At 31.6% G+C, this 13,634-nt stretch carries 13 protein-coding genes; 6 read left to right on the top strand and 7 right to left on the bottom strand.

Features of this window, described 5'->3' with window-relative positions; translation table 11 throughout:
- Positions 1–57 precede the first annotated feature (57 nt).
- Positions 58–324 carry a hypothetical protein gene (locus Q4512_RS01700; protein ID WP_303420953.1) on the bottom strand — a complete coding sequence of 89 codons (267 nt, stop codon included), beginning with the start codon at positions 322–324 and terminating at the stop codon, positions 58–60.
- A gap of 65 nt (positions 325–389) precedes the next feature.
- Positions 390–1,163: an alpha/beta fold hydrolase gene (locus tag Q4512_RS01695; RefSeq protein WP_303420951.1), complete on the bottom strand. Its 774-nt coding sequence runs from the start codon at positions 1,161–1,163 to the stop codon at positions 390–392.
- Positions 1,164–1,258: 95 nt separating this feature from the next.
- Here Q4512_RS01695 and brnQ point away from each other — a divergent pair, with 95 nt between their 5' ends.
- From brnQ to Q4512_RS01670, 5 genes are all read left to right on the top strand, one after another.
- Positions 1,259–2,560, top strand: coding sequence for a branched-chain amino acid transport system II carrier protein (gene brnQ / locus Q4512_RS01690; protein ID WP_303420949.1), 1,302 nt, complete (start codon positions 1,259–1,261; stop codon positions 2,558–2,560).
- A 10-nt stretch (positions 2,561–2,570) separates the two neighbouring features.
- Positions 2,571–3,410, top strand: coding sequence for a helix-turn-helix domain-containing protein (locus Q4512_RS01685; RefSeq protein ID WP_303420947.1), 840 nt, complete (start codon positions 2,571–2,573; stop codon positions 3,408–3,410).
- 400 nt (positions 3,411–3,810) lie between these two features.
- Positions 3,811–4,371, top strand: a complete 561-nt coding sequence (locus tag Q4512_RS01680) for a carboxymuconolactone decarboxylase family protein (RefSeq protein WP_303420945.1) — start codon at positions 3,811–3,813, stop codon at positions 4,369–4,371.
- 37 nt (positions 4,372–4,408) lie between these two features.
- A complete protein-coding gene (locus Q4512_RS01675; protein ID WP_303420943.1) occupies positions 4,409–4,795 on the top strand; it encodes a cupredoxin domain-containing protein in 387 nt (128 codons plus the stop codon).
- 102 nt (positions 4,796–4,897) lie between these two features.
- Positions 4,898–5,251, top strand: coding sequence for a hypothetical protein (locus tag Q4512_RS01670; protein ID WP_303420941.1), 354 nt, complete (start codon positions 4,898–4,900; stop codon positions 5,249–5,251).
- Here Q4512_RS01670 and Q4512_RS01665 read toward each other — a convergent pair.
- Positions 5,248–5,904, bottom strand: coding sequence for a hypothetical protein (locus Q4512_RS01665; RefSeq protein WP_303420939.1), 657 nt, complete (start codon positions 5,902–5,904; stop codon positions 5,248–5,250). The two genes, Q4512_RS01670 and Q4512_RS01665, sit on opposite strands and share 4 nt — an antisense overlap.
- A 210-nt stretch (positions 5,905–6,114) precedes the next feature.
- Between Q4512_RS01665 and Q4512_RS01660 the strand changes: the two genes are divergently transcribed.
- Positions 6,115–7,443: an aspartate kinase gene (locus Q4512_RS01660; protein WP_303420937.1), complete on the top strand. Its 1,329-nt coding sequence runs from the start codon at positions 6,115–6,117 to the stop codon at positions 7,441–7,443.
- A gap of 1 nt (position 7,444) precedes the next feature.
- On the opposite strand, the gene Q4512_RS01655 is transcribed toward Q4512_RS01660, so the two are convergent.
- From Q4512_RS01655 to Q4512_RS01640, 4 genes are all read right to left on the bottom strand, one after another.
- Positions 7,445–7,960 carry a DUF4231 domain-containing protein gene (locus Q4512_RS01655; protein WP_303420935.1) on the bottom strand — a complete coding sequence of 172 codons (516 nt, stop codon included), beginning with the start codon at positions 7,958–7,960 and terminating at the stop codon, positions 7,445–7,447.
- Positions 7,961–8,118: 158 nt separating this feature from the next.
- Entirely contained in the window at positions 8,119–9,915 is a 1,797-nt protein-coding gene (locus Q4512_RS01650; protein ID WP_303420933.1) for an AAA family ATPase, read from the bottom strand.
- 162 nt (positions 9,916–10,077) lie between these two features.
- Positions 10,078–11,403, bottom strand: a complete 1,326-nt coding sequence (locus tag Q4512_RS01645; protein WP_303420931.1) for an ATP-dependent endonuclease — start codon at positions 11,401–11,403, stop codon at positions 10,078–10,080.
- Positions 11,404–11,648: 245 nt separating this feature from the next.
- On the bottom strand, positions 11,649–13,493 hold the full coding sequence (locus Q4512_RS01640) for a PLP-dependent transferase (RefSeq protein ID WP_303420929.1): 1,845 nt from the start codon (positions 13,491–13,493) through the stop codon (positions 11,649–11,651).
- Positions 13,494–13,634: the final 141 nt, after the last annotated feature.

Below are 13,634 nucleotides of genomic sequence, written 5' to 3'. Positions count from 1 at the left end.
AGTTCTTTTAGAGATAACTAAGCTAACTTTTTTTTGTGAATTCTTTAGAAGGCTTGTCTAACTAATCGATGAAGCGTAAGATTTTTCCTGTAAACGTGTTGCTTTGTTGTTGTAAATACGCTCTAAAACAGAATTTATTTGTTCAAATTTAGGAGTTAGCGGAATTAAATTACCATTACTATTCGTGGTCATTTGTTTATGGCAATTGCAGCATTTGTATTCCTTTACATGGTAAGTTACTTTTTTTGAAACTTCAAATTTGTGTCCAAAAACAGAACAAACTAAATTTGGAATAAAAGCAGGTTTGTTAGTAGGTTTTTTCATTTTATTAGCGTTTGGTTGTAGTAAACCTAATAAAAAAAAATCAAATAAACGATAAAAAGTATTATTTATTCGATGAAATGCATTATTGCATTCAAAAGTGAATTGTGATTTTCTATATGACTCATGTGACCTTCACTAAAAATAGCCGTTTCAATGTTTGTGTTTTTTGTTTCTTCTACTAGTTTTTCACCATCTACTACAGGATCATTTTCTCCTATAATAATAAGCTTTTTGCAGTTTAGTGATTTAAAAACCTCTTGTCTATCTGGTCTTAAACGCATTCCTTCTTGACAAGCGATGTATCCTTGAACTGGTGTTTTTAAAGCTTCTTTTAAAGCTGTGTCAAATGCTGTTTTGTATATCGTTTTGCTTTTTTCGCTAAATAAATTAGCGAACGACATGCGCACCATATTATTAAAATTAGTTTGTACCATCTTATTAGCTCTAGATCTTAGTTGTTTCATCTCGTTTCCATCAGCTTGATAAGTAGAGTTCATTAAACATAAACCTTTTAAAGTTTCTGGGCTTTTTTCGGCGAAAGCCAAAGCAACATAACCACCCATAGAATGACCAATCATATAATATCTTCTTAATCTTAAATGTTTTAAAACGGTTAGAACAGCTTCCGCCATTTCTTCCATAGTATGAACATAGCCTAGACATGGTGTTTTTCCATGTCCTAATAAATCGATACAAATAACACGGTGTTTTTTGGTTAGGCTTGGTAAAAGCGCATGCCACATTGTGTTGTTCTCAAGAAAGCCATGTAATAAAATTATTGCAGTACCTTCCCCTTGATCTGTATAAAAAAGATTAATGCCTTTGTGTTCTAAAATCATATTTAAACTATATTGTGCAAAGATAATTAAGGGTTTTAATAAAACACAACTCTGAAATTTAAATTAAAATTTTCCTTTTTTTTGAATCTATTAATATGAATAAAACTAAAGAATTATTAATAATAAGTTTTGCCTTATTCTCGTTGTTTTTTGGAGCAGGAAATTTATTGTTACCTCCTCTTTTAGGATATAATGCTGGTGAAAATTGGTTTTGGGTTATTTTAGGTTTTATAATAACTGCCGTTGTAATTCCTATTATAGGTATTTATGCACATGCTAAATTACAAGGTACTTTATACGATTTCGGTAAAAAAGTATCGCCTACTTTTAGTTTGGTATATTGTGTTCTAATTTATGGTATTGCTATTGCAATTCCGTCGCCGCGTACCGCAGCAGCTACTCATGAAATTGCCATTCACCCAAACTTTGGTAGCTCCCCATTATTAACTAGTAGTGTGTATTTTCTTTTCGTGTTATTATTTGCATTAAATCGTTCAAAAATATTAAATGTTATAGGTAAATATCTTACTCCTTTTATAGTAATAATGCTGCTTTTGGTAATTGGTATTGGTTTGTTTTCGACACAAATGATTACCAACCCATCACAATTTGAAACTCCTATTGTAAACGGAATTTTAGAAGGTTATCAAACTTTCGATGCAATTGGGGCTGTAGTTGTTGGAGCAGTAATTATTATATCTATAAATTTAAAAAATAAAGAGTCTTTTGATGCTAAAAAAGAGCTCATTAAAAAATCAGGAATCATCGCAGGATTTGGTTTGTTTATTATTTACGCAGGATTAATAGCTGTTGGTGCATTTTATGGGTCTGAGATAAGTATTAATAACGAATTAAGTAGCGATATGCAACGTGCAAATTTATTAACAGGAATCACGAAACAGGCATTAGGTACTTTTGGTAATACCGTTTTAAGTATATTAATTGCATTAGCTTGTTTTACTACAGCGGTTGGTATAGTAACAGGAACAGCAGATTATTTTAAAGGCATAATTAAAAACTCGCAAACGGTATATGTAATTACTGCAATTATTGCTTGTGTGTTTGGTGTAGTAGTGGGTCAGTTAGATTTTAACTCCATTATTGTAATTGCATTACCGGTTTTATTATTTATTTATCCAATAACTATTGTACTCATTTTACTAAACGCAATTCCTAATAAATATGCAACAAAATTGGTGTTTCGCGTTGTTGTTTTACTAACCTTTGTCTTTAGTATTCCAGACGTGCTAGGCTTTTTAAGTCCGTCAGATGGATTACGTAAAGTCGTTAATCTTATTCCGCTTGCAAAACATAGTTTAGGTTGGGTTTTGCCAGCTTTTATTGGGTTTGTTTTGTTAAATTTTAAAACTTTTACGACTAAAGCTTTACCTAATTAATATTTACCCTATGGCAGAGCAGGACATTACAAAATATTCCTATAAAAATATATTTTCATTGCGCGTTGTTCAATTTGAAAAAGCCTGTGTTTTTAATAAGCCAGAACAGGTAGATGCTTATAATATCTATTGGATTAAAAAAGGAAACGGGATATATAATATTGATTTTGAAAGCTATGATTTTCAAGATAACGTACTCTTTTTTTTATCTCCAGGGCAGGTTTTTTCTATAGATTCCGAACAAATCCAAGAAGCCTACAAAATTTCTTTTATTCGTGATTTCTACTGTATTCAAACGCACGATAAAGAAGTTGCTTGCAATGGTATTCTATTTAATAATGTGTACGAAACTCCTTTTGTGAAACCTTGCGAAAGGGATACCCAAAAACTACAGTTTATATTAGAAGGCTTAATCGAAGAGTTTAAAACCAACGAAGCAGCACAATACGATATGCTGCAAACCTATTTAAAACAATTTATTATTCATGCGGTTCGCGTACAAAAAGAACATCATACCATTAAGAAAGATGAAGAAACCAAACTCTTTAAAGACTTTAGCATACTAGTAGAGCAAAACTTTAAAACACTACATACGGTAACAGAATATGCAAATAGGTTAGGACTCTCCCCAAAATCTTTAACCAAACATTTTAATAAGATAGGAACACAAACACCTAGCGATTTTATTAAAAACAGAATTATCCTCGAAGCCAAGCGACAACTCATTTATTCCAACGATTCCGTGAAACAAATTGCCTACAGTTTAGGTTTTAATGACGCCGCCTATTTTACAAGATTCTTTAAAAAAGGAACCTTAAAATCACCTCTTCAGTTTAAAAAAGAACATTAATTTTTTGGGCGTGACCCTAAAGGTCAGGCTGTACATTGTATCTTTTTTTGCCATTTATGGCAGCAAAAAAAGGATGCCATTTCCATCCTTCACGCAATAATTACCGGTTCCACTCTCTATAAAAGCTTAAAAAACATGGAAGTCCAAGCATAAGGAACTTTTGTCCATTTTTTCAAGTGTATTCTCGTTGCATCTTTGCATTGTAATTAACAACAAAACAAAAATTATGAAAAAAATACAAAGCACACAATGTCCAAATTGTTGGGGATTTCAAGAATACGACGAAGCACAACCAGATAACAAAATTTGCGATTGTAATAGTCAAGAGTAAATAATACAATAAAATTTAAATAAATAATAATAAGATTTCTGCCTTCGCAGGAATACAAAAACAAATAGTATGAGCACAAGAATCGAAACATTAAACCCAGAAACTACCACAGGAAAATCTAAAGAATTATTCCATGCAGTACAAAGTAAATTAGGTTTTATACCCAACCTAATTAAAGTATTTGGTAACTCTCCAGCAACCTTACAAACCTATTTAAGTTTAGGCGAATTAACAGCTAGCGGAAACTTTAATAACAAATTTAGAGAGCAATTAGCATTAGCAATAGCCGAAGAAAACGCATGTAATTATTGTTTGTCTGCACATACAGCAATAGGTAAAATGAATGGTTTAACAGAGGAGCAAACAGAATTAAGCCGACAAGCAATTGCTGCAGATGCAAAAACACAAGCAGGTTTACAATTTGCACAAGCTGTAACAAAAAACAGAGGTCAAGTATCTACGCAAGCCATTCAAGAAGTAAAAGCTGCAGGATATAATGATGGTGATATTTTAGAAATCGTGTTAAATGTAGTTTCTAATACACTAACCAACTATGTAAATCATATTGCAGAAACAGAAGTAGATTTCCCAAGTGTAGAAGCTGGAAAGTTTACTGTAACCAACAATTAATTCATTAATAATTTACAAACATTTAAAATACAAAATCATGAAAAATTTATTTATCGCATTCTTTTTAGTAGCATTTTCAATTACCGCTACAGCACAAGACCAAATGACTAAAAACAAAGCTGTAACAACAGTAGCTTTAGAGCAAACATTAGGAGAATTTACACAAAAAGAATTAACGCTTAAAGAAGGAACATATGTGTTTCAAGTAACTAATAATAATGCAGCTCCAGAAGTTGGATTGGTATTAATTGAAGCTGGAAAAGATGCATCAGATCCTAAAAATCATATTGCAGATGCTTATGTTTCGCAAATGGTTAAACATGGTAAAACAGAATCTTCAAAAGAAGTAACCCTTGCTAAAGGAACGTACCAATATTTTTGCCCTTTTAACAAAACACCACAATATACGCTAACTGTAGAGTAGTGGTTTTATTAATAGTTTTTAGTGTAAAAGCGAGCTGTGAAAAGCTCGCTTTTTTTTGTTTATTTTTTTAGATTTTCTTATATTAATTTAAAAATTTATACCATGAAAAAATTACTATGTACCATATCTTTTATTTGTGTTTTTTTTATCTCTTTTGCTAATAATCAGCCAAAAGTAGGCGATACATTAATTGTTAAAGCACCTTCAGGAAAATTTTATAATCATATTTCGTTTCCACAATTAAATATATTAGTAAAACGTGGTAAGCTGGCTAGTTATTCGTCTGTAATACATAATAAGGTTTTAGTAGATGAGGTGATTACAAAAGATAATAATAAAACTTATGTAGTTTTAAAAAAGGAAAACGGAACGAAGTTTTTTGGTTTTTTAACAAGTGTTAAAGCAAGCTACGAAGCCGCAATAGCTTCCGGAGAATTAGTAAAAACCGAGTATTAATTCTTTAGATTTTTAATTACCGAAAACGCTTTGTCTACCACATGATCTTCAACCAAAACGGTAAATTCGTTGGTTGTAGAAACCACCTCGTAAATCGGAATGTTTTCCCAAGCCAATCGCTTAAAAATTTGATAGTATAAACCAGATATCTTCGAATTGTCTTTTGGTAAACGTACGCTAATTGCCGATAAACCTTCTTGAACACCTATTTGGTTTTCGGTAGCAAAACATTTTATAATAGCTTTCTTTTCCGAACTCGAAATAATAATATTACTTTCATAAATACCTCTAGTAAAAGCGTAAAATATATCTTTATTATTTTCTACTTGCTCTAAAATCTTAGTATGACTTTGAATTAGGGTTTCCGAATTTTGAAACGTAAAATCACTCAAATTCGAGCGCACTGTAATGTCTCCTAATTTTTGTAAAGTGCTTTTTAGTTTTAACGAGTGTCGCAAAGTATTAGGTGTATTGTATCTGCGTAATGCCATCATAATCGCTCCAGATTTTACAGGCTTTCGTAACATATCGCTAATTGGAACTTTCAATTCTTCGGCTAAAGCAGAATAATTAATAATACTTCTAGATAGTGCTTCTTCTAAAAAAGGTTGTGTTATTAATATGTCTTCTACACAAGAGGCTATGGTTTTCATATTTCTGTTTCTTTTCTTGGGCTCCTCGAACGCCGTCGAGAGCTTGTTTGTTCACTTTGTTTATTGCTTCTGTCCTTCTATATTGGATGCAGAATGAAAAACCTTATTTGTTAATTATTTAACAATCTGTGTAAAAATAGTATAATTTTTTCATTTTCATGGCTATTAGTAGCATACAAAGTAGTTTAGCATTATAAAATGTAAAGTAATATGTTAGTATTAAAGTTTGGAGGTACATCGGTTGGGTCTATTGAGAATATGATTCATGTAAAAAACATTATAAACGACGGACAAAAAAAAGTGGTGGTTTTGTCTGCCATGTCTGGAACTACAAATGCGCTTGTGAAAATTTCAGATTACATTAAAAATGGTAATGTTGACGAAGCATTAATTGTTATTGACGCGCTTAAAAAGAACTATCAAAAAACCGTAAAAACCTTAATTACAAATGTGGCATTACATGCAACGGTTTTAGATTATGTAAACCATGTGTTTGATACCTTAAATAGTTTGGTAAATACAAAGCACGATATATTATTGTATAACCAAATTGTTGCGCAAGGCGAATTGCTATCTACCTTTATTTTTAGTCATTATTTACAACAAGAAAATATAAATGTAGCCTTATTACCTGCTTTAGATTTTATGCGAATTGATAAAACCAACGAGCCAGATAATTATTATATTCAGCAGAATTTAAACCGAATTATTGCCGAAACTCCAGATGCAGATATTTACATTACGCAAGGTTTTATAAGCCGAGATGCCGAAGGTGAAATTAGTAATTTACAACGTGGTGGAAGCGATTATACAGCAACTATTATAGGATCTGTAGTGAAAGCGGAAGAAGTACAAATTTGGACAGATATTGACGGTTTTCATAATAACGATCCTCGTTTTGTAGAAAATACCAAAGCTATTTCTAATTTGTCTTTTGATGAATCTGCAGAGCTTGCCTATTTTGGAGCAAAAATTTTACATCCACAAACCGTGATGCCTGTTCGTGCATTAGATATTCCTGTGCGATTAAAAAACACCATGTCGCCAGCTTCTTATGGTACCTTAATTACCAATCAAGTGCATGGCGAAGGTATAAAAGCAATTGCTGCAAAAGATGGCATTACAGCAATAAAGATTAAATCGGCTAGAATGTTACTAGCTCATGGTTTTTTAAAGAAAGTTTTCGAAATTTTTGAGCGTTACGAAACGGCTATCGATATGATTACTACTTCCGAAATTGCAGTATCGTTAACTATAGATGATACTACACATTTACAATCGATTGTAGAAGAATTGGAGCGTTTTGCTTTAGTAGAAGTAGACGATTTTATGAGTATTGTTTGTTTGGTAGGTAATGCCATTATTTACCATGCAGATACACCAAACTTATTCCAGGTTTTACAAGATGTAAATGTACGTATGATTTCGTATGGAGGAAGCAATAATAATATTTCATTGCTTATTAATACTAGCGATAAACTTGAAACCTTGAAAAAACTACAGCGTTATGTTTTTGAAAGCTCTGTTGTTGGGGTGTAGTTTATTCTTTTTTTCTAACTTTAATAATATAGGAATCCACTTCTTGTCTTTTAATAACCGTTATGTTTTCAATAAACTTTTTAAATGCGTGATGGATGTTTTTAGAGCTTTCATAATTTCCAGTTAGTGCTAAGAAGTCTTCCCCTTCATTTCTAATAATTTCTGCATTTTTTCTGTAGTGTTTCCATCGTTCTTCAAATCTAAAATGTCGAATTAACGCTGTTGCTATAGCTATGGTAATCCCTAAAACACTAATTACTGTTATCGAAGAATTTCCAATTTTAGAATTTAGTTCGGTTTGTTCAATAATTGGAATTAAGATGCCAACCACAAGAATGAGTATTTGCAAAACATTAAAAAACAAGCTGTCTTTTATGGCGATCTTGTCAAGATATTTTAAATAATTGAGCCAACTAACTGTAAATAAGATTTTATCTGTTTCAGATAATGCACTCCTCTCAATCAATTCATTATATGATTTGAAATTTTCTTTAGAATTAAAATGCCACCTATTCATAATTTGAGTATTAATTATTAGTAACGGTTTTGTCTAAGAAAAGGGGCGTTTTTTTAATGAAGCATTCCCAATGGGAAATTCAGAAATTAAATAAAGCAATGCGCTTTTGTTTATACTAAAATAAGCATTTTTTTTATACGGTGTTAGCTGCAGGCTTTCTATATATAATTTTCAAATACTTTATTTATTACTGATTGCCAATTTTCAGGTATATCTTCAAATTTCTCCCAATCTTTCGTTTCTAAATGAGCTTTAAAAGGTTTGTCTTTTGATGGTGCATCATAACCTAAAGTATCTTCAATATTTTCTTCTAACATTACACGTTTATCTTCAGATTCCTCTAATGCTGTTAGGATTCTTGGGTTAACGTCTTCGGCTCTAGGTGTTCCTTGGTCTCTATCGTGAATAACAAAATATTCAGTTATTCCCAATGAGCTGAAATACCTTAATAGTGGTGGTATAGTTGCTTTCCCTCTTGCTTTAATGAATTGATAATCAGAAACAATTCTGTCTTTGGTGTTTTTCGGAAGGACACTAATTGTTTTTCGTAAAACAACATCTTCTGTATCTCCTTCAACTATGATAATTTTTTTGGCAAAAAATGCTCTTGCAAAGTAATCATCAATTTTCACAAGCATTTTTACGTAATCTCTGTCATTACCTTGAAGTTCAAGAAATTTTTTAGTAACCGAAAAAGCTGTAGATTTCACAAAAGAATCACCTTGTATAGATATGTTATTTATTACTTGATTTTCTTTCTCTCTTGAAAGGTCAATCATATATGGGGAATGAGATGTACAAACTATTTGGTTACTCGAACCAGCTAATTCATAAATTGTATCACGCATTTGATTTGAAGCATTGGGATGTAAAAACAGTTCTGGTTCTTCAAAACAAATTACTAAATTTCTTAAATCTCCATCACGTTCCTTTTTCCAATCCTCTCTAAATTTAAGTAATGAAAATGCTGTTGAACGAATCATACCTGTTCCTTGATACGAAACGTCTGTCATAATATTTGAGCCTAACTTGATGTCATATTTGGGTTTTAAAAAACTACTTGGGTCTGATAAGTTTACTTTAGCTTGTATTTCTGAATCTGGAAAAATCGATTTTATAGTCGTATTAACTCTTACCATTAATTTACCAAAAATTGTATCGGTGTTTTCGGTATCAATTTCTTTTTCTAATTCTCCAAAGTACTCCTTTACTTTGTCAAAATTTTCTGAACTTTCTACAACATCGTCAAAAATTGTAGACATAACTTCTCCTAATGCAGTTTTCTTATCACTGTCTATTTCATTTGCTTTATGTTCAGCTGGTATTAGGATGAATTTTGGCAACTTGGATATTATATTTTGAGGAATACCGCCTGGGTTATTAATCCAATTGAAAGTATCTTGATAATCCCATACAAAAGTGAACGCGTCAAGAAGTCCTTTATGTTTAGTAACTGTTAAGTTTTGAGTGTTCGCAATTTCAATAAAATGTTCTTTGACTATATTTTCTTCAATTCCACTTGCAATTATTGAGTCAATCGTTATTTTATTTCCATCATATACTGCTGGTTTCAATTCTTTATCTTGCTCCCAAATTTCATATTTAGGTTTATTTGTCGAAAAAGTTTTTTTATATTTTATTTTTCGTTTTTCATTTTCAATAAAAACTCTGCCTTTAAAACCAATCCATCTATCAGCTTCTACTGGTACATCAGTAAAAGTTCCGACAAGCACTATTTCTGTACTGAAATTTTCGATACAATTTGTGTCTACATTGAAGATTTTAGAGTAGTCATCAGCTGTTGGTGTGTTTGTGGTTAACAATAATTCAATAGTCCTTAAAATTGATGACTTTCCGACATTGTTTTCTCCAATTAAAAAAGTTGCATCTCCAAGTTGGATATCAATAATACTACACTTTCTAAATCCTCTAATTTCTAACTTTTCTAATTTCATTCGTGATTTTGGTTTAGCTTGTGGGTAACGGTCTCGGCTATGAGTAGTTGCGTGGTTTAGCACTTAACTTTATAAGTACACACCAAGTTGGAAATTCATACGGAATTTCCAAAGTAGGCGAGAACAAGCAATTACTTATAGCCATTGTTGTGCGTTCGTTTTTTATTTCATATTTGCAATTCTTTCAATTGTATCAAAGAATTTGCTTTTCATTTCCTGACTGAATTTAGTATCTGAATTAATTTTACTAACAACGTTTTGGCATAGTTCCCATTTTTTGTAATCAATACCATTTTTTGATACTAAATCTTCTTTTATTTCTATAGTATTCCCACTTCCATAAATCACATTAATTATGGATTCAGGATATACATATTCAATCCCATTTTCATTCCAAATAATTATATTTTCCTTTGGTATTCCTGCTTTAATTAAAGTTTGCTCAACAGACGTGTCGTGCACTTTATCCAAAACAGCAATGATTCTTGTGCGATATGGGCTTTTTTGTAAGTCTTTAAATAAACTACCTGCAATATTTACAATTTCTTTAATTCTACTATCTGAATTTGCATTAATTACGCTGAATTGTAAATCGGGATATTTTGTTTCAAGTACTTTTGAAATAAAATGCTGGTCACATTTTCCTTCCGTTAAAATTATTGAAGAAGGAAGGTATAGAGCTTCTAATCTATTACCAAGTAAGAAAAAATGAATATTATTAAAGTCCGAAATAGTTTGAGTTTGCTTTATATCAATAATGTCACCTTCTTTTATTAAGGAATAATTATTCGCTAGATTAAGTCTGTCTAAAAAAATTGTGGAATGAGTAGCTAGTATTAATCTTTTGATATGTGGGAAATATTTTTTTCTAGTATCTCTGTTAAAAAGAAAGTCCGCCAATATGCCTTGAGCCTCTGGACTTATTCCTAGTTCAGGTTCATCAATTAAATATGTGTCATAATCGTCATCAATTAAGCAAGTTACCAAAGTTGTTATTAATCTTAAACCACTGCTTGTATAGGATATGTTGTGCCCGTCACAACTAACATATTTTTGTGACATTGTATTTTCAGGAACTATATATTCAATATTAAGTTTTGAGCCTAATAAATCTTCAATTATTTGAAATAGTTGTATTCGTTGATTATCATTTAATTGGGCAATAGCTTGTTGAAGGTTTATTGGTGAGTTGTCAAAATTTTGATTTTCTCTCTGCCATTGTTGCAAGAAATGCCTGAATCTATCATCTTTTTTATTTCGGTTAGGTGTGTAGTGACCTAAAGTATTAAAGTTATTGTATCTCGCTGGTCCGATATAAGACGCTTGTTTACCTAAACTCTGTGTTATTGTTTTTAAAAGAAAGGACTTACCACAATTATTTCTACCTACCAAGACGGAATAATCAGAACCTTTGATTTTTTCTATCATTTTTATAGCATTTTCTGAAAATACTGTATTAGGCTTCTGGTCGAATTGATATTTTTTCATATGATGTTTTAAATGACACACAAAGTGTTATATCCCAACTTTTTATTAATAATATCAAATAAAAAGCATCTCCTCAAATCTAAACTTTCTTACAATCAAATAAAATACGTAGTACTACGTATTTTTCTTCTATAAAGACAACCTAAAAAATTGTGTTCTTTATGTTTTTTGGGTGTCACACTGTTAAAAATAAGCATAAAAAAAACCTCTAATAAGAGGCTTTTAATTTTATGTAATTAGGTGTGTTAAATACTTGCAACAAATTCTAAAAACACTTTTTTATGTCTTTCTAAATCCATGTTAGGCGAAAGTGCCACACGTGCAATATAATCTTTATCTCCTTCTTTGGTAGTGCCCTGTGTAGAGGTCGCAGGAATGGTCCAGTAGCAACCTTTTAATTGTCCGTAACTTACACAATACTTACTTTCGTTAGGTATTTTAGTAATCATTAGGTTAATTAACTTGTGGTTTAAAGCTCTTTTATAGCTTTCTTTTTCTTGGGCAGTGCTCCCTTTGGTTGGTAAATCTAAAGAAAAAACAGAAGGTGTAAATCCTTGTGCTGCTAATTCCTCAGAAACAAAATTAATTTTCGCTGCTGGTAAGGTTTCTTCAATAAAGTTTACAAAAGCTCGTGTATTGGTGTACGCGTCTTTAATTCTAGTATTCATAGAAGGTAATTGCTTGGCTAATATAGCATATTGTTGAGCTGTTGCTTCGTTATCGCAAAGGTTGAGGTGCAATTCTATTTTTTCTAATAAAGCTTCGGTTTTTGTATTGCCAACACAATATCCTGCGGTACATTTTCCACCACTTGGGAATTTAGAACCACTAGCATACGAAATGGTTTTAACGCTTCCTAGTATTTTGTCTTCACCTAAAAATAGCACATTCGGACAAAAAGTTTGGTCTAATATAAAAACAGGAGCTATTGCAAGATTGCCAGTTGCTGTTTTGCGTTCTTGGTGCAAGACATTTTTTAATTGTATAAGGTCTGGAACTTCTACTCTTGGGTTTGTTGGTATTTCGGCAATAATATATGGAATCGCATCTTGGTTCGCAATGTTCGTTAAAACCGTATCGATACTTTTTACCATGTCGTTGTCGCCATCTACTGGTAAATCTACTACTGCTACATTGTCTATACATGCTGCAACACGTCGTGCTTGATCGTTGGTGCCTCCATAACAATTTGGAGGTACAATAAATTTAATCGCTTTTCCTTTGTGGTTTTCTTGTGCATCATGAATTAAACCCATCATAATAGCATATTGAATCGATAATCCGCTAGAACCTACCAATGGTTTTGTTGTGGTTCCTGTAATAGAGGTTATCGATTTTAAGGTGCTGGTTTTGTTGGCTTGTATTTCGCTAGTATTTGTATTAAAAGCGGTTTTTTCCAGTAGTGCTTTTAAAACAATAAGGCAGTTACTAGGTGTCATGGCAATGGTTTCTCTTCGTCGTACGTGTTGTATTTCCGAAATGTAACTTTCATTTTCTTCACCATGTACTAATAAAATACTTCCTAGATTCGCGTAGCTATTTATATAAAAATCAATATTTGTGTTAAGCTTACTAGCGCTAATTTCATCTTGTTGTGCTATAAAAATAGTGCTTCCGTTAAAGTTTGAAACAGCTTCACTACTTTCAACTTTTTTTAAGTCGAATGCATAGCCATACACACTTTTTAGTATTTCGGAATCTAAAAACGCAGGTAATTCGCCGGTATAATTAATCTGGGTGTTTTTATTGTCTAATAGGTTTTTTCTAAGAATAGCTAAGACAGGAGTGGTTTTCGATGAAAAACTGATTGCGTTTTCTGGTTTTAGGTTTTGCAAGTTTGCAATCGTCCATTCTAATACACAAGATAATGGATGTCCTAAACGAATATAGTCGTAAGCAGTAGGTAAATTATTTAATGCCTCCGTTTTTGCGTTATGGTTATTAAATAAGATTTCAAACTGTTCTAAAAATTCACTTTTCGCTAATTTTTCGTTATAAATATCTAGTCTATGGGTTGTAAGTTGCAACCAATCTGTTGGCATATTTTTTAAGACTTCTGTAATATAATTTAGCATTGTATTCGCTTCCATAATTTTACCTTTAATAGGTTGGTAATTTACATTAATTCGCTTGTTTTTAAAAGTGTTCAGACGATTTGTTATCGACTTCCTAACGTTTAAAAAAAAGAATTTTTTTTCATAAAAAAAGCGAACCATATAGCTCGCTTTTTT

It is taken from the genome of Oceanihabitans sp. 2_MG-2023, assembly GCF_030547245.1.
In the GTDB taxonomy this organism is placed as follows: domain Bacteria; phylum Bacteroidota; class Bacteroidia; order Flavobacteriales; family Flavobacteriaceae; genus Oceanihabitans.
Note: the sequence above shows the minus strand (reverse complement) of the source record. Positions and strands in the feature narration are given on the sequence as shown.